The following is a 23497-nucleotide window of genomic DNA, read 5'->3' as shown; positions in this document are numbered from 1 at the left end:
CGCGATCGCTTCTTCTACAACTGCTAGAATGTAACTTAGCATGAACTATAGAGGTGGAACATGACGGCATCAATAGACATTCGCCAAAGAGCGATTGAATTAATTGATAAATTGCCCAATGAAATGTTAACAGAAGCAGTTACACTCCTCGAATATTTGTCTTTAAAGGCTAATCAACTAGGAGATGAAACCGCGTTAGGCTCAGAAGAATCCGCTTTGCTATAAATTATTCAGCGTCATCTATTATTTGAAGAACAAACACGGCTGGACTATCTGCGCCAACAGAATGAATGGGAACAGATAACCGAGGCAGAACATACAGAATTATTGGCCTATGAAGAACGGTTAGAAAATATGAATGTGGAGCGAGTTGAAGCTCTGATAAAATTGGCTCAAATCAGAAATACTGATTTAACAACCTTAATCAGCGAGTTTAAACCAGAGAGTAGAATATATAATGGCATCGGGGCGAGGGATAGTTTACATCCGCCAGAGGAAGTGTAGGATACGCTCGCTTTTTTGACGGTATTCTCGACAGTCGCTATAATTTAAGGGAGTGATGAAGCAATTAATTATTAACAGAAGTATGACACTCAAAGAATTGCAACCACAACTTTTAGCCTTAACCCCAGATGAGAAAATCCAAGCCATAAAAATATTATCCCAAAGTTTAAGTAACAGTTGGCCAGGAATTGAAAAAACTCGCGGCGTTATAGGCGGTGATGCCTGTATCAGACAAACGCGCATCCCCGTTTGGCTGCTAGTGAGTTATCGCCGTTTAGGTGCTAGTGAATCCGAACTTTTATATGCCTATCCAAGTCTTAATGCTGAAGACTTAGTAAATGCTTGGGGTTATGCTGAAGTATATCCTGATGAGATAGAAATAGCAATCCGAGAAAATGAGAAAGATTAAGGAGAAATTATATGCTTAAACGAATTTATATCGACAATTTTCGATGCCTAGTAAATTTTGAACTGTCTGTTGACTCAATTAATTTATTTCTCGGCTCAAACGGGGCTGGCAAGTCAACTGTTTTCGATGTTTTGCGAAAAATCCAAGCTTTTGTAAGTGGTGATAGCAAAGTTGATGCAATTTTTAAATCTGTTGATTGTACGCGCTGGCAGACATCTTTGATTCAAAGCTTCGAGTTAGAAATTGAAGGAAATGGGGGAACTTACAAATATGAACTTGCCATCGAACATGATAGAGATAGAAATGGAAACCAGACTCACATTAAGTACGAGCGCTTGTGGTTTGATAACCAACCATTACTAAAATTCGGGTTAGGAGAAATGCAAGTCTTCCGCGACGGTTCTTTATCCTTAGAATGGAAAGAATATCCCTTTGACTTGTTTCAGTCAATGCTGGCTTTACTTATGCCCAGAGATGACAATAGCAAGCTGACTTGGTTCAAAGAGCGCATGGAGCGTTTCATAATACTTCAAATTAATCCTAGTATGATGGTTGATGAGAGTAGTAAAGAAGAAAATCGTTTATCTTATAGGATGGAAAATTATGTTTCTTGGTATCGTTACTTATCTCAAAATCAAGGCAAAATATTTGAATTAACAAACACTTTAAAAGAAATATTTGAGGGATTCGCTTATTTTAAATTTATCGATGCAGGGGAAAAAATTCGCCTTCTCAAACTGTCTTTCTCACTAGAGAATGACAGAAATAAATTAGTCGAATACAAATTGGGAGAACTCTCTGATGGTCAGCGAATGTTGATTGCACTATATACGCTTATTATATGCACTAAATCTGAAGATTACACTTTATGCCTTGATGAACCTGAGAACTTTTTGGCACTACCAGAAATTCAACCTTGGTTGATTCAACTTTATGACCTTTGTAGCGAACAAAAAACACAAGCATTGCTGATTTCTCATCACCCTGTGTTAATTGACTATCTTTTAGCATCACCTGTAGGATATTGGTTTGAACGTCAAAGTAACACTCCAGTTCGAGTAAAACGGATCGGCACTGATAATGATACTGGACTTCCTATTTCAGAATTGGTAGCGCGGGGATGGCTCCATGATTCATAGTGGTATGCAAATTATTGTATTATGTGAGGATAGACAGCAGGAAGTATTTGCCCGACATTTTCTCGTTAAGCGAGGTTTTAATCCCCGGAAGATTACATATTTGCCCCTTCCCAAAGGAAAGCAATCTGGAGAACAATATGTAAGAGAAAATTATGCCAAAGAAGTTAGAGCTTATCGGAGTAAAAACTACCTTTCAATTGCTTTAGTTGTTTTGATAGATGCCGACAAATATACTATAGCTGAACGATTAAATCAGTTAGATTTAGAGCTTGAAGCTGACTCTCAAGCTAAACGTCTATTAGATGAAAAAATAGCAGTGTTTATACCCCGACGAAATATTGAAACTTGGATACACTATCTACAAGGAGAAATCGTTGATGAGGAAACAGCATATTCAAAACTTCCTCAAGAAAGTGATTGTAAACCCTGTGTTGAAAATTTGGTAAATTATTGCCAGCGTGGATTGGACGAAAATGCTCCTGAATCATTGCATCTAGCCTGTAGTGAATGGCAAAGAATTATGCCCACAAATTAAAAATCTCCAATACTAAATTAATAACTAAAAATGGAATTTAAACGCTCTCTCGCGATCGTCATTGGCATCAACGATTACCAAAATGGCATTTCTCCCCTGAGAACGGCTACTAACGATGCCAAAGAACTCGCTCGCATCCTTAAAGAAGATCATAATTATGATGTAAAATTATTATTAGATACGGAAGTTACCCGCGAAAAACTGCAAATATTACTATTAGAAACCCTACCCAAAGAAGTAGGAGAAAACGATCGCATTCTATTCTACTTTGCCGGACACGGCATCGCTCTTGATAACGATGACGGCCCGGCCGGATACGTGATCCCGCAAGACGCACAACCCGGTGATAGCAGCACTTTTGTACCAATGCAGCAGGTACACGATGCGATCGCATCCCTCCCCTGTCGCCACCTCCTCGCCATCCTTGACTGTTGCTTCGCCGGGGCCTTCCGCTGGGCCGCCACCCGCGATCTCCTCGCGCACCCCGAAGTCATCCACCAAGAACGTTACGATCGCTTCATCAAAGACCCCGCATGGGTTGCGATTACCTCCGCATCCCACGACCAAAAAGCCTTAGACAGCTTATCCCTAAAAGACGATCGCGGCATCAGCGGCAACCATTCCCCCTTCGCAGAAGCTTTATTTGACGGACTCAGAGGCCGCGCCGACTTGTTCCCGCCGCCAAAAGACGGTCAACCTAGCGGTGATGGGGTCATCACTGCTACTGAACTTTTTTTATACGTGCGCGATCGCGTCGAACCCGACTCAGCAGAACAACGCCACCGCCAAACTCCCGGAATGTGGCCGTTAGCAAAACACGATAAAGGCGAATTTATCTTCTTAGTTCCCGGTCACGAACTTAACTTACCGCCGGCACCAGAACTCAATCGAGAAAATAATCCCTATTGCGGTTTAGAATCTTTTGATGAAGAACACAGAAATCTATTTTTTGGACGCGAAAAGTTAATCAAAAAGTTGTATAATTTTGTCGAAAAACATCCCTTAACTGTGGTTTTAGGCGCGTCAGGAACGGGTAAATCTAGTTTGGTTAAAGCGGGATTAATCCCTCGCTGGCGAAACGCTAATTCAACGGTAGAAGCTAAAAGTAGGGCAATAACCGCATCTGAAGGTGGGGGAGAAACTGACAATTCATCCGTTGTTACAGTTATCGGGCCTTTACGACCGGGGGAATCTCCTTTAACCTCGTTAGCTAGAGCGCTTTTGTTAATAGATGAAAATATATCTAACCGCCAAAGTACAGATAAGGAAAAGCAGAGAGATGATATTCTGCGGATTCAGAAAATGACCGAAGGATTGCGGCAAAATGTTGGTAAGTTTGCCGATTTAGTTACTATTTGGAGTAGCGCTAATCCTCATAAAAAATTGCTGTTAGTGGTTGACCAATTTGAGGAATTGGTAACAATGTCTGATGAAGACGAGCGATCGCTATTTTTGGCGCAACTTGAAGGCGCGATCGCAGCGCACCCAGAAGCACTCAGGGTTGCGATCGCTGTTCGCCTCGATTTTGAAGCTCAATTCCTTGATTCTGCTCTCAAAGCTTACTGGATAGACGCTCGGTTTATTGTACCGCCGATGACTCAGGACGAGTTACGGCAAGCGATCGAGGGCCCTGCGTCGGAAAGAGTATTATACTTTGAGCCATCCAGCCTCACAGACCAATTGATTAATGAAGTCGTGCAGATGCCGGGAGCTTTGCCGCTGCTATCATTTACCTTAAGTGAGCTTTATATAAAGTATTTAGAAAGTCGGCGCAATAATCGGGCATTAAGTGAGAGCGATTACAAACAATTGGGCGGCGTGGCGGGTTCTCTCACACAGAGAGCTACCGCTGAATATGACCAACTGGTGCAACTTGACAGCGCTTATCACGACACAGTAAGGCGCGTAATGCTGCGGATGGTGGCGGTTGAAGGTGGGGAATTGGCGCGGCGGCGGGTGGCGCGATCGGAGTTACTTTATACAGATGCAAGTGAGAATCAGCGAGTAAGTGAGATAATTCGGCGCTTTTCGGAAGCGCGGTTGCTGGTTGGGGGACAGGAAACTGGCGGTGAGGCTTATGTTGAGCCTGCTCACGATGCGATCGCGCGCGGGTGGGATAAGTTACAACGGTGGAAAAACCAGGAACAGGAAACTTTGACGCTACAACGCTTACTAACCCCTGTCGCTAAGGAATGGATTAATAATAAACAAGTTGGTTTTCTTTGGGATAACAATCCGCGTCTTGACTTGCTAGAACAGGTATTAACATCTGATGATAACTGGCTCAATCAATACGAATCAGAATTTATTAAACGTAGCATTCAACGCAGGCGAAATAATCGTTTGCGCGTTATTGCTGCTGTTAGTACATTTGTAACTGTTGTCAGTTTAGCTGCAATTATTGCTTTGATTCAGCGCAACCGGGCGATAGAAAATCAGATCGATGCTTTAGCTTCTTTGTCTGAATCTCAGTTACTTTCTAATCAACAGCTTGATGCACTTTTAGCGGGAATGAAGGCGGGTAAGCAATTAAAAACAGCCATGAATATCAGCGGTGATGTGGCTGTGGAAACTGTAGGCAGTTTACAGCAAGCTATTGATAATGGGAAGGAAAATAATCGCTTAGAAGGGCATGGCGATCGCGTGCAAGCGGTAAAATATAGTCCAGATGGGAAAACCATAGCAACTGCAAGTTCTGACAAAACCATAAAACTTTGGAGTGCCGATGGTCGTCTTCTCCAAACTTTAACAGGCAATGAAAGAAGTGTAAACGATCTTAGTTTTAGTCCCGATGGCAAGCTGTTAGCTGCTGCAAGTTCGGATGGCATAGTTAAGCTTTGGAATATTGACGGCAAGCTTATTAAAACTTTCACCGGAGATAGTGAAAAAGTAAACAGCATTAGTTTTAGTCCCGATGGTAAAATGTTAGCAACTGCCAGCGATGACAAAACTATAAAACTTTGGAATTTAGATGGTAGCTTAATCAAAACTTTGACAGGTCATACTGAAAGGGTAACTCGTATCAGTTGGAGTTCAGACAGCAAAAATATAGCATCCGTAAGTGAAGATAAAACCTTAAAATTATGGAGCATAAATAGCAATAAATCGCAAATTTGTAAAGGACATACTGATTATATTATGGATGTCAGCTTTAGTCCTGATGGTAAAATATTGGCAACGGCAAGCCTGGACAAAACTGTAAAAATCTGGCAACCTGATTGCAAAATTATTGCCAACTTTACAGAACAAGAAAAAGGAGCAATTAGTGTTAGCTTTAGTGCCGATGGTAAGATGTTAGCTTCTGGCAGCGATGACTATACAGCGAGAGTTTGGAGTTTAGAATCAGGCGGGGTAGGCGCAATTTTGCTTAATCAATTTAAGGGACATGGCGATCAGGTGACGAGTGTTAATTTTAGTCCAGATGGGAAGAATTTAGCAACAGCTAGCGCTGATAAAACTGTAAAAATTTGGCGGTTAGATGGTGATATTCCGCTGCGAAATGACGGTTTTATTGAGAGTGTAAATTTTAATCCTGATGGTAAAACTTTTGCTTCTGCTAGTGCCGATGGACAGGTGAAATTATGGCGCACTGATAAAACTCTTTTAAAGACGATAAAATTAGATAGTAGTAATAAGGTTTCATCTATTAGTTTTAGTCCCAATGGTAAGATTTTAGCGGCTGGCAGTTATGACAAAACAGTGACACTTTGGAATGCAGCAGATGGAACACAGCTTAAAAATTTAGCAGCACATAACGAAGGCGTGACAAGTGTAGCCTTTAGTCCAAATGGTAATATTTTAGCTTCTGGCAGCGATGATAAGACAATTAAATTGTGGAATATAGCTGATGGAAAAATGCTAAAAAATATTACTGAACATAGCGATGGCATAACAAGTTTAGCTTTCAGTTCTGATGGCAAGTTTTTAGCTTCTGGTAGCAACGATAAAACAGTTAAATTGTTTAACTCTGACGGCACTTTAGTTAAAACTTTAGAAGGTCATTCTCAGGCTGTACAGGCTGTAGCTTGGCATCCTAACAGCAAAATTTTAGCTTCTGCAAGTGCGGATAATACTATTAAGTTTTGGGATGCGGATTCTGGTAAGGAAATTCGGACTTTAACGGGACATCAAAATGCAGTAGTAAGTGTTAGTTTTAGTCCTGATGGAAAGATTTTGGCTTCGGGAAGTGCTGATAATACTATTAAGTTGTGGAATGCTACAGATCGTACGCTGATTAAAACTTTAATTGGCCATCAGGGACAAGTTAAAAGTATGGGTTTTAGTCCAGATGGGAAAATATTAATTAGCGGTAGCTATGACCAAACTATTAGTTTATCGAGTTTAGATTTAGATGATTTGTTGCGGCGGGGGTGCGATCGCCTCCAAGATTATCTCACAAATAATGTAAATCTAAAGGAGAGCGATCGCAACATTTGCAAATAGCCTGTCGGATCTTACACCAATATCAATAAAGGATTCGATCGCAGGGTGGGGGCGGGTTTTTTAGTCTTTGGGTATCCTTCAAAACTATTGGCGAACCCGCCCCTACAGGTTTTTGACAATAGTGTAAAATATTAGTATTACATCAGTATTACCAAAGACCTCTCACAGGCGCTTGTCCATTCCCGCAAACATTAGGTATGCCATTGGGAAAATCGAAACTCCCTTCAGATTGACTGTTCACCGCTGCGATCGTTTCTTGGCGAACCTCTCTGAACACCGGCTGAACATCAGTAGGTGATTCATTCACAACGTTTTCCTGATTCGGGCCTAAACCTGCACCCATAGGATTATTTTGGTAAAACGATCGCAAGTTAAAAGTTTGAACTGATTGGATTGTACCATCAACGACTCTCACTAATTGCCCGGCCCGCAAAGAAACGCGATCGCCTCTTCCATTCACCACCCGCGTAGGTTCAACCTCGGCATTATTATTTGTGAGAATGGCAAACAAAGCAACTTTTCGATCCGAACACTGCTGAATATACATCCCCGTACCCCTTGCTATCACTGATGCCTGGGGCGTTTTCACAGTCCCGCCGCCTTTTCCGGGACGAATCATACTCACAATTGTACCGTTATTGAGCTGGTATTCCCGCAAGCCTTCAGGGAACACAAAACTCGTAGATTCTCCCAATCTCACGATTGTATCTTGCTGTTTGAACAAGATTTCAGCTTTGGCAGTAGTATCGGTTGTGAGAATATCGCGAGGGATTAAGTCGGTTCTGGGGTTCGTCTTCGCACGAACCGCCGATGATTGGCGGGTGCGCGTCGCGCCGCCGTTCATCAGTTTGTATACTTCCCCTTGTTTAACTTGTCCTTGCTGGGCAATTATCTGACTTTGAGAAGTTGCGATCGCACTCCCCTCTGTTTCCATTCCGCTAGGAGAAAGTTGATTTGGCCCAATAGCCGAAGCTGCTTCAATGGCAGTTAAATGCTGGGAAAAACCAGCCCAAACCGCAGACGCAGCAAGTAAAAAAAACGAAAAACGTAAAAGCATTGGCTTGGTATCCATAGTTACTCCTCACACAGAATTGCTAAGATTATTGAGCACCCCTTGTGATTATCATGCCTTAATCTTGGCTTTCCGGTAATAGGCGGTACAAAAAAATCAATAAGTATTAAAATAAGTAAAAAGCTCTTCATGCTATGCGACTAATTCATACCGCCGACTGGCATCTCGGACGACGTTTTAGAGGTATTGACCGCACCCCGGAAATTGCCTCTGCTTTAGATCAACTGCTCAAACAAGCAATAACCTTAGAAGTGGATGCCGTTCTGATCGCTGGCGATATTTTCGACGTTCCCAATCCGCCAGCTTATGCTGAACGCATTGCTTATAAATTTTTCTGCGGATTGCAAGAAGCTGGTATTCCCGCGATCGCGATCGCAGGCAATCATGACTCCGCCTCGCGCACCGATAGTATCGCTCAATTGCTTGCCCATGTTGGCGTTCGTGCTTTGGGAAAACCCCGCCGCGCGGCAGATGGTGGCACAATTATTCTGAATACAAATAGCGGTAAACTCTGTGTGGGAGCCATGCCTTTTGCATCAGAACAAAGGCTTTTAGATGCTGATGCTTTCTGGCACAAAGATGATGTCGATCGCCGCTCTAGTTACCGAGAACTTGTTGCCGATCTCCTAGAAGATTTAACCAGCAATTTTCGGGATAATACTGTTAATATCCTCATGGGACATCTTAGCATTGATGGGGCTAGATTAGCTAAATCAGAAGCACCCTATTATACGCGAGATAAATATCTGCTTTCACCGCAAACTTTACCGCCAGAAGCTCAATATATTGCCCTGGGACACATCCACATTCACCAACGCATAGCTAAAAATTCTCCTGCTTATTATTCAGGTTCTTTGATTCAGTTAGACTTTGGAGAAGCCGAGCAAGAAAAGGGATTTGTTTTGATTGAATTAGAGCCGGGAAGTGCCGCCAAAGTAGAATTTAAACCCTTAATTTGCCAGAGACCATTAAAAGTGCTTAAATGTAATAGTGAAAACTTAGATAAAACTTTAGAAGCAAATCAATATCACCCCGGATTTTTGAAGGTAATTGTACAAATGCAGAGTCCTGAACTGGGACTAGCTGATAGAGTGCGCCAAATTTGTTCGCAAGCGCTGCTAGTGGAACCGCGGTATCCAGAATTACAGCAAGAAAGCCTGGCGGAAGTAACTAATATAGACCCAAATAAATTCGATCCGCTAGAAGAGTTTTGCAACTATTATCAGAACAAATTGGGAACAACACCAAAGCCAGCAGTCTTGGAGGAATTTGAAAAATTGTATAATCAACTGTTAACTGTTAACTGTTAACTGTTAACTGTTAACTGTAACAAACGTAAGGTGGGCGCTCGCCGACAAGCATCTTAGGTTATGACAAATACTTTTTGCGGCGAGCGCCCACCCTACTATCAATTACCAATTACCAATTACCAATTACCAATTACCAATTACCAATTATGCGACCAATTGAACTTTATTTAGAAGGATTTACTAGCTTTCGCCGCGAACAGCGTTTAGATTTTTCTGAACTCGATTTATTTGCCATTACGGGTGCAACAGGTGCGGGAAAATCTTCCCTGCTTGATGCCATGACTTACGCTCTTTTCGGTACTACAATTCGCAGTGGAAAACAAATAGGCGATCTAGTAAGTCAAGGGAGCGAAACTTTAAAAGTTAAGTTGCACTTTTCAGTAGGTAATGCACAGTATCGGGTGACGCGGAGGTGGCGATACCGCCCGAAAACTCCTGAAAATAAGGTACTGTTAGAAGCTTTTCAAAATGGTGAATGGGAGACTATAGAAACTAGCATTGATGCTGCTAAAAAAACTATTGAACAGGTTTTAGGGATGGATTTTGACACTTTCACGCGGGTGATAGTGTTGCCACAAGGTAAGTTTGATGAATTTCTTAAAGGCGACACGGCAAAACGCCGGGAAATTCTGCGCCAGCTAGCTGGATTTGAGATTTTTGAGCAGATGCGGAAGCGGGCAAATGAACTAGCTAAGTTACTTAAAGATGAACGAGAAATGGTGGAACGCCAACTGGCTGAATTAAATGCACCAGCGGCGGAAGAAGTACAAGAAAAGCGATTACATCTGATTAGTTTGGAGCAAGAATTACCGACTCTTAATCAAGCGGTTATGACTGCTCAGAAGATGTTAGACGAAGAAGAAATTTTATTTAATCAAATCATTCGCCTCAGAGATTTACACGCAGAATTAACTACTTTGAATGCTAAATCATCTGATATCGAAACTTTTGTACAACGGTTAGAAAGAGCGCAAATTGCTAATCATTTACAGGGAGACTGGGTTTTAGTTAAAGAAGCGCGAAACCAATGCGTAACCGCCCAAAATGCTGCACAGTTAGCCCAAAAGCGATTAATTGAAGCGCGATCGCAGTTGGCGGTACAGCAGCAGCAACTTGACGCAGCGAGAGCGAAGCAGGAAGCGATCGCGCCTCAACTCAAAGCTCGTGAAGATGCTCTCGCTGCTGGTAAAATATATGAAGAGCAGCGATCTCAACTGGAAAGAGAAGTCGCGATCGCCCAAAATACTCAACAGGAAAAATTTCGCTCTTTAAAGGCACTAGAGAAAGACTTGCAAGCTGCTAATAGCAAAATTCAGGGTGCTGGTTTTCAAGTCGCACAAGCAACAGCGTTGCTTTCACAGCTTTCCCCTGGAGGCAAACGTTTAGAGCTATTGAATCAAATTTCACCCTTATTGATGGAATTTCAGCTAATAGAAAAACAGGCGAAAACTGAGCAAAAGCAGTTAGCAAAAGCCGAGCAAGATTGGCAAATAGCCCAACAAAATTATGTGGAAACTACCTTACAGTTGGAAGTAGCGGAAGTATCCCTGAAAAAATGCCAATTCGACTTAGAAACGGCAGAAGCAGTTAATGTTGAATCGGCGCGTTTAGATCGTGTTGCTGCGGTGCGAATGTCGCTCAATGCTGGCGATATTTGCCCCGTATGCGGGGGCGTGCATCCAGAGAGCGATCGCCTCCCACCATTGCCGGAATCTAATATTATAGATGTAGCCCCTTTGCGATCGCGCTTTGCTACTGCTCAACAAGTATTTCAACAAGCTCAAATTACCACAACCGAAGCAAAAACAGCACTTTCTGGACATCAGCAGAAACAATTAGAACTTGCTCAGACGTTAAAATTAACACAGAATAAACTTGTTGAATTGCAGCAACAAGTTTATCGAGTTTTAGAAACTTCTCAATGGCAAGCGGAGGAATTAGAGCGAGAATTAGCAATACTTAAAGAGAGCGATCGCAAGTACCGGGAAGTCGAGCAACACTGGCAACAGGTATCAATTGAATTTGATAAAGCTCAACAAGCGTTCCAGTTTGCAGAAGCTACTTATTTAGGGAAACAAGCAGAAAATAAAGACGCGATCGCAGAAGTTAATCGCCGCCAAGAGCAGTTAAAAGAGGTGGCAACTAAACTCTATGAAATCACCGAAAATCAACCTTATTCTACTTTAGCAAAAGCTTTAGAAAAAGACAAGCAAAACTTAAATGAACTGCTGAAAGCTGCCGATAATTCTTATCAAACTGCCAATAACAATGTCATTCAAGCAGTAGAAAGATACCAACAAGCCACAGATGTTAATGAGCAAGCACTAGCTAAAAATGAACAGCTAAATATTGCCTGGGAGTCTAAACTCAAAACCTCTAATTTCACAGAGGAGACATTTATAGCAGCGGGTGCTGACGCTAAACAACAATCCGCATGGGAAACAGCTATTCGCAAACACCGCGACGCAAAAATTCAGCTAGAAACGCGGCTCAAAGATTTAAGCGATATTATCGGTGCAAAAACCACCGATGAAATAACATTGACACAACTACGAACTGCCAAAATTACTGCTGAACAAAAGTTTAAACAAGCTAACGATAGCCGTGCAGAATTATTAGCCTGGATTCAGGTAGCAGAACAGAATTTAGAGCAATCGGAAAGGATGTCAACCCAAATTACAACTTTAACAGAACACGAACAAACTTATCATACCTTAGCTCAGAATCTCAAAACTAATGAATTTCAAGCTTATATTTTAGAACATTTGGAAGCAGAATTAGTTGCCAGCGCTACATTAATTTTGCAAGAACTAACAGAAACTCGCTATGCTCTTAAAATTCAAGATGGCGAGTATTGGGTTGAAGATAACTGGAATGGCGGCGAACTTAGGCGCGTGCGAACTCTTTCCGGTGGTGAAACTTTTGCTACTTCTTTATCGATGGCTTTAGCTTTGTCAGAAAAGCTATCCCAAGGCGCTCAATTAGGTAGCTTATTCCTAGATGAAGGGTTTGGTACTTTGGATGCAGAAACCTTGGAAAGCGTTACTCAAATTTTGGAATCTTTGCGCCAGCAAGATCGTTTAATTGGAGTTATTACCCACGTTCGAGGATTGGGAGAGCGATTGCCTACACAAATTAAGGTTTATAAATCTCCCCAAGGTTCTAAAATAGAAATTGAAAAAGTTTAAAGCGGTTGCTATAGATGGATTTATTGATTCATCATGGCAACTTTAATTTACGATTAAGAATCCGATAAGATTTGCAACCTAATTGTCCGCTCGCCATCTCCCAAACCTACCTCGATCACTTCCCCTGAAATACTATCTAGGCAACTTAAAAGCAAGCGTAAATTAGGGGTACTCGCGCCAGTATCAACATATAACCGATCTGCTAAACCGCTTAAACGTTTCCAAACTGTGTAAAGTTTAGCCACAGTTTGCTCCAATTGAGCCGCCTGTTTCACCACATCAGCCGCCGTATTTAAACATCCTATTCGCAAAGCTTCTTCTAAAGCCATTTCCATATCTAAATGGGACTGATTTAAAGCTTGCACTTGGGCCGCTGCATCCAAATATTTAGATAAACTTCGCGCATCTGAAGTTAGCTGTTTAACAGTATCAACATCGGGATTTTCTGCGGCTTCTTTTTGAATTTCCACTTGATGAGATGGCGGCAATTTTTCCATTTCTCGAACTAAAGGCGCGAGAAAGCGGGGCGGAAGAGAACCCGTAGAGGCTTTTTCTTTGACTTCATCTGGTAACAATTCTGAGTTCATTGCTGTCCATTCATCGGTCAATTGGCGCACTTCGCGGCGGGTGATGCGATCGCCATTCGAGGCCGCATCCGTGACCATCTGCTGCACTTCTGGGGAGGCCTTGGCTGTTTCGATAAATGCCCGTTTACTGAAGTTTCTAATCGCATCTGTATTTAAATGTCCCTGTTCGATCAGGGTATCAGCACTGTTGGCTAATTCGATCAGGGAATAAGCTTGACTTTTACTGATTTCGCGTTCTTTTAGCCAGTTTAAAAAGCCAGTACCGCGTCCTTCGCCGCCTTTTTTCTCGCGATCGCGCACCACTCGCAGAATGTGCCCCCGCCAGATATCAGTTTGCAGATCGAAGCGATCGCACACTTTCCAAGCATTGTCAAGCTGCTCTTGAAAATCAAACTCTGGAAGCTCTGAGTCTTCGGGATCTGGCAGTTGGAAGTTGAGGTCGGTGAGGCCATTGAGGGCTTCAGCTAGGTCGTTCGGTGTTTGAGGGACTTCAGGCATTACAGAGAAATTGGGGAATGCGATCGCGATATAGATTTTACCAGACTTTCCCCTGATTTTTTAATTAATTCTCCTTAACTTGCCTTCATCTGTACCCGATCGCTTTGCCTAACAGGAATCTCAATCACAAATTCTGCACCCCGATCTGGCTGCGAAAAACACATCAACTCTCCCCCATGCTTATCCACTACAATCTGATAGCTAATAGATAAACCCAATCCCGTACCTTCACCCACAGGTTTAGTTGTGAAAAAAGGGCTAAATAGCCGATTTCTTACATCGTTCGTCATCCCCGGCCCATTATCTTTAATACAGATTCTCACCCAATCACGATTCAGCATACAAGTACAAATCGTAATCGTACTAGGCTGATTTTTAATTTCCTCCGGGCTGCGTTCTTTATCATAGTAATTCAAGGCATCAATTGCATTGCTCAGTAAATTCATAAATACCTGATTCAACTGACCGGCATAACATTCTATTTTAGGCAAATCCCCGTATTTTTGAATGACTTGGATAGAGGGACAATCTGGTTTAACCTTGATCCTACTCTGCAAAATCATGAGAGCGCTATCAATTCCCTCATGAATATTAACTGGTTTGATCTCAGCTTCGTCAAGGCGGGAAAAGTTCCGCAACGTCAGTACAATCTTACGGATACGTTCTGCCCCCACCATCATCGAAGACAGCATTTTAGGGAGATCCTCTCTGATAAATTCTAGCTCTATTTCCTCAATTAAAGCTTCGATTTTACGGTAATTATTGGCCTCAATCTGGTAAAGGTTGATTAAATCTAATAGCTGTTGAGTATACTGATTGACATAAGTTAAATTGCCATAGATAAAGTTAACAGGATTATTAATTTCGTGGGCAACACCCGCAACTAATTGTCCTAAACTAGACATTTTCTCAGTCTGAATAAGCTGAGCTTGAGTGCGCTGTAAATTTTGCAGTGCCAATTCTAATTCGATGGCTTTTTGTCGCTCTCGTGCTTCTGATTGCCGTAATTTTTCCTCTCTTTCTTGGCGAGAGCGCTCATTTTCCTTTAACTGTTGTACATGGGACAATGTTTTGTTAATTGTAATTTCTAAATCCTGAAAATTTATCGGCTTAGTCAAAAAATCAAAGGCCCCAGCGTTCATCGCCTTTCTAATATTTCCCAAGTCTCCATAAGCCGATATAACTATTGTTTTGACTAGGGAAGCTATCTCATTCAGCTTCCCTAACAACGCGATCCCATCCATAACTGGCATATTAATGTCAGTCAAGACAATATCTATATCGGGTTCTTCTTGTAACTTAGCGAGGGCTTCTACGCCATTATATGCAAAAAAAACTTGATATTCTTCGGCACGAATTTTTTTTCTAAATCTCTGGGAAATTAGAGATTCTAAATCTGGCTCATCATCTACAAATAATATTTTTGCTGGCATATTAGGCTCTTAAGAAGGGGCTAGGGGCTAGGGACTAGGGACTAGGGAAAGAGGAAGAGAGGAAGAGAGGGGGAGCGGGGGGGCGGGGGGGCGGGGGGAGATGGGAAGATGAGGAAGATGGTAATTAGCCTGTCTTCCATTAGCTAGCAATTAGCAATTAGCAATTAGCGATTAGCCATTACCAATTACCAATTACCAATTACCAATTACCAATTACCCATTACCCATTACCAATTACCAATCATTAATTTATGCTAAGATTAACTATTTTATTTTTGAGCGCGTCAAAATTAACAGGCTTAGTGATATAGTCATCAGCTCCATAAGCTATTGCAGTTTGGTAATTTTTCTCATCTTCATAAGCAGTAATCATAAAAACTTTTAGATCGGTAAACTTTTCTTTAATGATTCTGAGCAATTCTAGCCCATTCATTCCTGGCATATTAATATCCGACAAAATCAAGACAATAGAAGCTTCTTCGTGGTTTTCTAAGTAGTCTAATGCAGCCTCTGCTGACAAGGCAAAACTAAAATTAATTTGCCCTGCTTTGATTTCTTTTCTAAACTTTTGCTTGAATAAAGACTGAATATCTTCTTCGTCGTCTACAACCATTACTTTCATTTTCTTAACTCCTTAACCCTCGCTATGTTTTTTGGCAATGTGATTATAAACTCTGTGTAATTACCTATTTCTGTTTCGACTTTTAGTTCTCCGCGATGTTGCTGGACGACAACATCGTTACTGATAGACAGACCTAGACCAGTACCTTCCCCCGCTGGTTTTGTAGTAAAAAAGGGATTGAAAATTTTATCGAGTACCTCTGGTTTTATACCTGGGCCATTATCGAAAATACGGATTTCAATCCGGCCGTCCAAATTTCTAGTTTTCACCTTAAGTAGAGGTGAAAACCCTTCCGGCATTTCTTGTTTCTCTTTATGAAGTGCATAGCAAGCATTACTGATAATGTTAAGAAAAACCCTACCTATGTCTTGTGGTACGACCTCTACCTCCCCAATTTCATTGTCATATTCGGTTTCTATCGTAATGTTAAAAGCATCTTCCTTAGCTCGCATTCCGTGATAGGCTAGATTGATATATTCTGCCAATAAACTATTAATATCTGTGGCTTCCCAATGGCCGCTTTGTCCTCTTGAATGCAAAAGCATATTGCCAACAATTTTGTCGGCTCTTTGACCGTGTTGATTAATTTTTTTAAGATTTGCTTGCAGATCGGTTAATAGCTCAGAAATATATTCCCTTGTATCCGGTTCTAAGCGTTCTCCTTGATTTTCCAGTTCTGCAAATAGTTCTTCGGTTAATTCAGTAGAAACTTCTGAGAAATTGTTGACAAAGTTTAAAGGGTTTCTGATTTCGTGGGCAATTCCTGCGGTTAAACTGCCCAGAGAAGCCAGTTTTTCTTGAACAACAATCTGATTTTGCATAGCTCTGAGATTTTCTTCGATTCGCAGGCGCTCTTCAATTTCAGTCTGTAATTGCTCTACAGTATGAGTGAGTTCAGATGTCCGCTCTTCGACTTTGATCTCTAGTTCCTCATTAGCTTTTTGCAGGGATTCCTCGGCTTGTTTGCGATCGCTGATATCGCGCACGATCGCCACATATTCTTGCAGATCCTGATTGGAAAGGGAAGCATCTTGGGAAAATCGGTCGGAGATCGCAACTTCCAGAATGCGGGAACTACCATCGGACAACTTGAAAGTTTGTTCGCTACGGCTGAGCCACTGCTCCGGCTGAGCCCCTAATCCGGGTAAAAATTTCTTTAGGTGAGACCCAATTAGCCCAGTAGCATCTATTCCGAAAATGCTTTCAGCAGCGGGATTAGTCTGACAAATTACACCATTTTCATCCAGCACGACAATAGCATCTAGGGCAATGGTAAATAGCTGTTCTGCTCCCTCTCGTGCTTCATCCATTGAGACGACTTGGGGTAAACTCGTCCAGCAGGCGATCGCCACCGCCACAAAAGCAACTGTCACGAGTAGCACTACCAATAAATTCAAGCCAACAGTAGAGTTAGCATATAATTTGAAGCCAAAAATCCAGCCGATCGCAACGGCGCTAACGATCAGTAAGATTAAAACTACAACCTGAGACGCTACAAAATCTGGGATTTTGCGCTGGCTGCTGTTGCGGTAACGCCGAATCCACCAGGAGGGATGGAAAGGTGCAAAAGCAATACGACTCATCCCTGCCTCTACTGCTAAAACGGCAAGGGGAAAAAACAACCCAATGATAAAGTCTTGCCAACCCCAAGCCAAGCCTCCCACGACTAGAACCACCGCATCTACTACGAAAAAAGCAAGAGACCACCAAGGCCAGCGAATTTCGGGTCGATCCCGCCGCAGCCACAGTGAGAGATGGAACATCATCAGGCAGACAACTAAGCCAACATTAGTAATCGCCACCAGCCGAGGCACATTTCCCCAAGCTAGACAGATTAAACTGAGAACCAAAACAAAGACCAGCCCAAATCCAAATACGCCCCGTCGGGATACAACTGCGAATGTGGGCGAAATATGTCCATCTACGGCAAGTTGGTACAACATACGGGGGCAGTTGGAAACAATTGTCGCGCAACTTAGAAGACAGCTAGCCACTACTAGAAAGGTGACAAGGGTGGGAACCCAAGGCCCCCATAATACCTGACAGGCAGCTAATACATTTAAGAATACGTCATCTTTCAGGCCAGGAGCGGTGGCCAAGCGCATCAGTACCCAGGAACCTCCCAAAATTACAGGTAGCATCGCCACTGCGGAAATTTTGAGAAATTGCAAGGTTTTAGTCGGGTTGCGGCTATCAGCTACGAAACTGGCAGTGGAGTCACAGCAGTAGAAAATGTACGTACCAAAGTAAAACCACTTAGCCCAGTCAATAAAGGTGAATGCTGGCCAAGTCGCGGGGAAAAATCCGGGACTGTTTGGAGAAAAAGCTAACCAGAATAGACCATGAATGGAAAAAACGGATAATACGCCCACCGTTGGCAACACAAAAAAGGCGTGCAGAATACTTAAGGCGCGGGTGCCGCTGAATGTCAGAATGAAGGTTATAAGTGTGAAGGTGATATTTAATAAAGTTTCAGGACAGCTAAAACCTAAACTATTGAGGTTGACTTTGATTAGTTGGGTTAGTACGATCGCAGAAATTGGCAGTGTTGCTACCCAGCTTAAAAGGTAGCCGATCGCTGCATAGCTTCCCAGACCTGGATAATTTTTTAGCAGTCTGGCGGTATAGTTGGGTGTTCCCCCAGCCATATCTGGGAAATACTCGCCGATGCGTTTTACCTGTAGATTGAGCATCATGCCCATAAGAATACCGGGCAACCAGATAAAGATGGCGCTAGGCCCCATGCTTGCTTGGATGACTGTGGCGATCGTAAACCAATTGGCATGACCCGTAAGACCAAAGCCGGATGTTTCGATGGCACTCAGGCTTCGGGGGAGGCGCATGAGCGATCGCCTGTTAAGATTTTCTCTTGAGGAAGGCTGAGTTATTTGTGACTGGTAGCCGTTTTCTGTCTGGTGTCGGATGTCTGTCGCCATCAGTTTTACCTGTTATTTTTTGGATGTTGCAGTTGCTACCCAGATATTCAGTTTTATAGTTATAGAGTTAAATTTTCTGTTAAGTATTTTTGCTAGTTTCTTGCGATCGGCAGAGCCCTGATTGCTATTATCCTAACCCAAGTTTTTAGCTATTTCTGAAAAATAATCGCCATAGGTTCCCTTGAATGATGATGTGTTTTTTCTGGGACTTGCTCTCACCCGATTAAGTCGTTCGGTTTTGGGGACTTGGGATATTACAAAGAAATTGGAGGAATGGGCGAGATTATTGCACGCTTAAATATTTTTGTCAGCAAATTGCTTTAAATTAGGAGATATTGATTTAAAATGAGTTTATGTTTCCACAGAGTTAGCAAAATGCTGAACATTACTAAGAGTTATGTGGTTGACGAAAATCAGCAACCTATTGCTGTCCAAATTCCCATTGCCGAATTTGAGCGCCTTGAAAAAATCTTGAGAATCCTCAATTGGAAAGAAATTGAAGCCGATTATGATTGGATTAACAGCGACTTGGGGCGCTTGGGAAAATATGAACCCTACGAATGGGAACCGGGAGAATTAGGGTCAGGTAAGCCTGTAAAATATATTGAAGGAGTCGGATTAGTAATACTTGACGAATGACAATTACTTCATTATATTTTGGGGACATTGTAACCGCATAATTCCCCGAACAAAACCCTAGAGGCCGCGAACAGGAAGGTTATCGACCTGCTATTATTGTAGGTTTACCAGCTACTTTAGGAGTACCTCGTTTTGAGGTGGTAATCGTAGTACCGATGACAACAGATAGAGGGCAAAGATGGGCGAATGTTTCCCCTGATTTGTATCCACGATTTCCAGCAGGTACAGGGGGATTGCGTCAGGCTTCTATTGCTTTGTTGGATCGAATTCGGATGTTAGATATAACACGAATTTCTGAGTATTGGGGTCGTCTGACACCTGAACAATACGAACCAATTTTGAACGGCATTCACAGGATGATTGGATATTGATTATTAAGGTTTATGGTGAAATGAGATCGTTTTTTAGTCGTTCGCACTTCTATTTAAACATTCCCATCACCTAAATCATCCACCGAATAAAGCACTTGCTAACCAGCCAATTATCGCCACACTCAAGGAAATTATTAATAACATTACTAACAACAATCCCCCCAATAATGCACCCACAAACCACCAGTTAACGGCTGTCCCAGTCTGAGGTGAACCTAAATGCTCCTCTAGCAATTCTAAGTTTTTGATATTAGATTTCCAGGCTACATCAAATAAATCTCCTACTACTGGAACAGTACCCGCAAAGGTATCTACAATAACATTAGAAACCATTTGCACCAGTTTTTCCTGCGATAGTCCCATTTGAGCGGCTGTCACTATCATATAAGCTGAGAAAACCATTGCTACAAAATCGCCGCCTCCGGGTACAATTCCTAAGATGGGATCGATTCCAATCCGATATCTTGTACCAGGGATACCAATTGCATTGTCAAGTAAATGGCTAATTTGCCGAATCCGCCGCAAATTAGCAAGGTGGGATGGGTGAGGAGGGTTAATAGGTGAAGGTTTTCTGGGAGTCATAATTAATTTTGGATTTTGGATTTTTTAGCGTTGAATTTATAAAGGGTTTGACAAACAATTTAGGAACCTAAACCTTAAACTTACACACCGCACATAACCTCTAACGTTTACAAATAGAACCTATCAGCGGTCGCGTGCATTGGGGTTGTTAGCTTATTGGTCTCTACTAATCTAAACTAACTAGAGCCTAATATTTCACAACTAGAAGTTTGGCACAATTTGTACGACTGACGGTAAAAATCTAGTTCTTGCTCCAAAGCCGAACGTGGAGGAGCCTCCAATTTGCCTGAAAGAAGTATTTTTAATTCCTCATAGAGCTCACATACCGCAATCATAACAAGTAAATCACTGGTGATAACACCACAAAATCTTTGATTACGCATATCTATTTTCACATATATAGCGGTATCGGGTTTAATCAAGAGCCAAGTAAGACAATGATAGTTATTATCTGAATCTATACCTACCCAATCAGACGGGGCAGGTTGTGCCACCCTCCCTTCCTCAAAAAGCTTCTGAATAATAACTTGTTGTTCAAGAGAAAGCCAATATGGAAATTGCTGTTTACCATCATCAAAAATGAAAGCAGGATCGAAAATCTCATCAAATGGTAGATCGCCACGCTCCTGTGATTCGTAAAAGTGTTTTTTAATAAACCAAACTTCAACAAAGTATGTTAGTAAATCCAACCCTCTATATTTAGGGTCAAGATATTTGGATGTGATCCGTAGTAAGGTTTTTTTAAAGTAGTCAAACAGAGCATTTTTCTGATTGTCTCTCCTGATTTGCTCTGGTTTATTATGACTAGAACCGTCAAACTCAACACAAAATTCTACTTCGTACTTTGAATTAGTAACTAGAAAGTCTGTATGAGATTGCAGTGCAAATCGAAAATCATTGTCTGACAAACCACTTTTATTTACAGGTAATATGTCTGCTAGACGCACTTTGGAGAAAACATGAGCGTTGTAAGGCTCGCAGACAGCCCGCAGTTTCTCATAGGTGATTTCTTCGTAGCGATCAAGGAAACAGTTACTCATTTTTTCTTAAAGCAAGACCTACATTTTACAGCAACTTAATCTCAAACTCTGACAGAAACGGTGCGATCGCTCACTTCAACAACGCTGTCTTTGCGCTAAAGTGCAACAACATACCTAAAAATTAACCCCCTGAAAATTCAGGGGGAAAGAAGCGATCGCACAGGCAATAGGAGTGAATTTCCTATCGCCTATCAATTACTGCTTCGCTTCAGTAAAGTCAGCGTCAATCACATCATCAGGGGCGGAACCGCCACCAGTTGCGCCACCACCAGGAGCACCAGGGCCACCAGGGCCGCCAGGGCCGCCATCACCACCTGCTTGCTGATAAAGGTTGCTGCTAACAGCATAGAAAGCTTGTTGCAGTTCCGTCGTCAGCGTCTTGATGCGATCGTCATCTTCCTTCGCGATCGCATCTCGCAAGTCCTTAATCAACCCTTCAATCTTAGTCTTATCAGCAGCAGGAACCTTATCACCAAGTTCAGCTAACTGCTTCTCGATTTGATAGGCTAAAGAATCAGCTTGATTCTTGCGATCGATCCGTTCGCGACGTTCCTTATCAGCAGTAGCATTCGCCTCCGCTTCCTTCACCATCCGCTCAACTTCATTGCCTGGTAAAGTAGAAGCACCAGTAATGCTAATAGACTGTTCCTTACCAGTACCTTTATCCTTAGCAGCCACATTCAAAATACCGTTAGCATCGATATCGAATGTCACCTCAATTTGAGGTACGCCACGAGGTGCAGGAGGAATGCCATCTAAGCGGAAAGTTCCCAGACTCTTGTTGTCGTTAGACATTTCCCGTTCGCCTTGCAGAACGTGAATTTCCACGTTAGTTTGGCCATCTACAGCAGTCGAGAAAGTTTCCGACTTCTTAGTAGGAATGGTGGTATTACGGGGAATAATCTTCGTCATCACACCGCCCAAAGTTTCCACACCCAGAGACAGCGGGGTAACGTCAAGCAACAAGATATCTTTGACTTCACCGGAAAGCACACCTGCTTGAATAGCAGCACCAACAGCCACCACTTCATCCGGGTTAACAGTTTGGTTAGGTTCCTTACCCAAAATCCGGCGCACCAGTTCTTGAACTGCGGGGATACGAGTAGAACCACCAACTAGAACAACTTCATCGATCGCAGCCTTATCTAACTTAGCGTCGCGGAGAGCATTTTCAACTGGGACGCGACTGCGGTCAATTAAATCTGCACAAAGTTCTTCAAATTTGCCCCGCGTCAAAGTCATGTCCAAATGTTTTGGGCCATCTTGAGTCGCGGTAATAAATGGCAGGTTAATTTCAGCTTGAGTAACGCTAGAAAGCTCAATTTTCGCTTTCTCTGCCGCTTCAGTTAACCGTTGCAAAGCTTGTTTGTCTTTGCGGAGGTCAATACCTTCAGCTCTTTGGAATTCTGCGGCGATATAATCGACAATTTTCTTATCGAAGTCATCACCACCTAAGTGAGTATCCCCAGAAGTTGCTAATACTTCAAATACGCCATCGCCAACTTCTAGCACTGATACGTCAAACGTACCGCCGCCTAAGTCAAATACAAGGATAGTTTCATTGCTCTTTTTATCTAAACCGTAAGCAAGAGCGGCGGCTGTCGGTTCGTTGATAATCCGCAGCACTTCAATCCCAGCAATGCGGCCAGCATCTTTGGTAGCTTGACGCTGAGAGTCATTGAAGTAAGCAGGGACAGTAATTACAGCTTGGGTGACAGTTTCGCCCAGGTATTTGCTAGCATCTTCTACGAGTTTGCGAAGCACTTGAGCAGAAATTTCTTCTGGGGAAAGTTGCTTACCGCGTGCGGGAATGTCCAGCTTCAGGCTATTACCGACATTGAGGACTTTGTAGGAAACTTCAGTAGTTTCGTGGGCTACTTCGTCCACCCGACGACCAATAAACCGCTTGACAGAGTAAAAAGTGTTTTCGGGGTTCATCACCGCTTGACGCTTGGCGATTTGTCCCACTAGCTGATCGCCATTTTTGGCGTATGCGACTACAGAAGGAGTTGTGCGACCCCCCTCGGCGTTGGCAATGACGGTGGGTTTACCGCCTTCCATAACTGCGACGCAGGAGTTAGTCGTACCTAAGTCAATTCCAACTACTTTTCCCATAGGGGTGTTCCGGCTCCAATCACTACAAAAATTTTGGCTATCTATCTACCCGATTTGCGGGTGGTTTGGGACTG

The 23497-nt window shown here is 42.5% G+C and carries 17 protein-coding genes and 1 pseudogene; 10 read left to right on the top strand and 8 right to left on the bottom strand.

From position 1 onward, the window contains the following. The first annotated feature begins 60 nt into the window (after positions 1-60). From OSCIL6407_RS36365 to OSCIL6407_RS0124255, 6 genes are all read left to right on the top strand, one after another. Entirely contained in the window at positions 61-225 is a 165-nt protein-coding gene (locus tag OSCIL6407_RS36365; RefSeq protein ID WP_007355057.1) for a hypothetical protein, read from the top strand. A 102-nt stretch (positions 226-327) separates the two neighbouring features. Beyond that, entirely contained in the window at positions 328-504 is a 177-nt protein-coding gene (locus tag OSCIL6407_RS36360; protein ID WP_007355056.1) for a hypothetical protein, read from the top strand. 82 nt (positions 505-586) lie between these two features. Further along, complete coding sequence (locus OSCIL6407_RS0124270; RefSeq protein WP_007355055.1) at positions 587-913, top strand: DUF433 domain-containing protein; 327 nt, start codon at positions 587-589, stop codon at positions 911-913. Between the two features lie 11 nt (positions 914-924). Continuing rightward, entirely contained in the window at positions 925-2052 is a 1128-nt protein-coding gene (locus OSCIL6407_RS0124265; protein WP_007355054.1) for an AAA family ATPase, read from the top strand. Further along, the gene (locus tag OSCIL6407_RS0124260) at positions 2042-2587 is read left to right on the top strand and encodes a hypothetical protein (protein WP_007355053.1); all 546 of its coding nucleotides are present in this window, start codon (positions 2042-2044) and stop codon (positions 2585-2587) included. The genes OSCIL6407_RS0124265 and OSCIL6407_RS0124260 overlap by 11 nt, the downstream gene beginning before the upstream one ends. A 30-nt stretch (positions 2588-2617) precedes the next feature. Continuing rightward, positions 2618-7030, top strand: coding sequence for an nSTAND1 domain-containing NTPase (locus OSCIL6407_RS0124255; RefSeq protein ID WP_007355052.1), 4413 nt, complete (start codon positions 2618-2620; stop codon positions 7028-7030). 148 nt (positions 7031-7178) lie between these two features. On the opposite strand, the gene OSCIL6407_RS0124250 is transcribed toward OSCIL6407_RS0124255, so the two are convergent. After that, positions 7179-8102 carry a FecR family protein gene (locus OSCIL6407_RS0124250; protein WP_007355051.1) on the bottom strand — a complete coding sequence of 308 codons (924 nt, stop codon included), beginning with the start codon at positions 8100-8102 and terminating at the stop codon, positions 7179-7181. A gap of 134 nt (positions 8103-8236) precedes the next feature. Between OSCIL6407_RS0124250 and OSCIL6407_RS0124245 the strand changes: the two genes are divergently transcribed. Together OSCIL6407_RS0124245 and OSCIL6407_RS0124240 are read left to right on the top strand one after the other, a co-directional pair. Then, positions 8237-9412: a metallophosphoesterase family protein gene (locus OSCIL6407_RS0124245; protein WP_007355050.1), complete on the top strand. Its 1176-nt coding sequence runs from the start codon at positions 8237-8239 to the stop codon at positions 9410-9412. Between the two features lie 146 nt (positions 9413-9558). Continuing rightward, positions 9559-12600, top strand: a complete 3042-nt coding sequence (locus OSCIL6407_RS0124240) for an AAA family ATPase (protein WP_007355049.1) — start codon at positions 9559-9561, stop codon at positions 12598-12600. A gap of 53 nt (positions 12601-12653) precedes the next feature. Here the strand turns inward: OSCIL6407_RS0124240 and OSCIL6407_RS0124235 are convergent, their stop codons facing one another. The 4 genes from OSCIL6407_RS0124235 to OSCIL6407_RS0124220 all read right to left on the bottom strand — a co-directional run bounded on the left by OSCIL6407_RS0124235 (position 12654) and on the right by OSCIL6407_RS0124220 (position 18676). Continuing rightward, positions 12654-13685, bottom strand: coding sequence for a hypothetical protein (locus OSCIL6407_RS0124235; protein ID WP_007355048.1), 1032 nt, complete (start codon positions 13683-13685; stop codon positions 12654-12656). Positions 13686-13759: 74 nt separating this feature from the next. Further along, entirely contained in the window at positions 13760-15118 is a 1359-nt protein-coding gene (locus OSCIL6407_RS0124230; RefSeq protein ID WP_007355047.1) for a hybrid sensor histidine kinase/response regulator, read from the bottom strand. Between the two features lie 244 nt (positions 15119-15362). After that, on the bottom strand, positions 15363-15740 hold the full coding sequence (locus OSCIL6407_RS0124225; RefSeq protein ID WP_007355046.1) for a response regulator: 378 nt from the start codon (positions 15738-15740) through the stop codon (positions 15363-15365). Beyond that, positions 15737-18676 (bottom strand): amino acid permease, encoded by a 2940-nt coding sequence (locus OSCIL6407_RS0124220; protein WP_007355045.1) that lies wholly within the window; start codon positions 18674-18676, stop codon positions 15737-15739. The genes OSCIL6407_RS0124225 and OSCIL6407_RS0124220 overlap by 4 nt, the downstream gene beginning before the upstream one ends. A 375-nt stretch (positions 18677-19051) precedes the next feature. Here OSCIL6407_RS0124220 and OSCIL6407_RS0124215 point away from each other — a divergent pair, with 375 nt between their 5' ends. Both OSCIL6407_RS0124215 and OSCIL6407_RS31935 read left to right on the top strand, forming a co-directional pair. Then, positions 19052-19315, top strand: coding sequence for a hypothetical protein (locus OSCIL6407_RS0124215; protein WP_007355044.1), 264 nt, complete (start codon positions 19052-19054; stop codon positions 19313-19315). A gap of 68 nt (positions 19316-19383) precedes the next feature. Further along, positions 19384-19686 (top strand): annotated as a pseudogene (locus OSCIL6407_RS31935) (type II toxin-antitoxin system PemK/MazF family toxin); the annotation flags it as partial. 75 nt (positions 19687-19761) lie between these two features. On the opposite strand, the gene OSCIL6407_RS0124205 reads toward OSCIL6407_RS31935, so the two are convergent. The 3 genes from OSCIL6407_RS0124205 to dnaK form a co-directional block, all read right to left on the bottom strand. After that, a complete protein-coding gene (locus OSCIL6407_RS0124205; RefSeq protein WP_007355042.1) occupies positions 19762-20268 on the bottom strand; it encodes a DUF4112 domain-containing protein in 507 nt (168 codons plus the stop codon). Positions 20269-20444: 176 nt separating this feature from the next. Next, positions 20445-21308 carry a DUF2726 domain-containing protein gene (locus tag OSCIL6407_RS0124200; RefSeq protein WP_007355041.1) on the bottom strand — a complete coding sequence of 288 codons (864 nt, stop codon included), beginning with the start codon at positions 21306-21308 and terminating at the stop codon, positions 20445-20447. A gap of 195 nt (positions 21309-21503) precedes the next feature. Continuing rightward, on the bottom strand, positions 21504-23423 hold the full coding sequence (dnaK, locus tag OSCIL6407_RS0124195; protein WP_007355040.1) for a molecular chaperone DnaK: 1920 nt from the start codon (positions 23421-23423) through the stop codon (positions 21504-21506). Positions 23424-23497 lie beyond the last annotated feature (74 nt).

The sequence above is a fragment of the Kamptonema formosum PCC 6407 genome (assembly GCF_000332155.1).
In the GTDB taxonomy this organism is placed as follows: Bacteria; Cyanobacteriota; Cyanobacteriia; order Cyanobacteriales; family Microcoleaceae; genus Kamptonema; species Kamptonema formosum.
The sequence above is the reverse complement of the archived record's forward strand: the minus strand, read 5'-3'. Positions and strand labels throughout refer to the sequence as shown.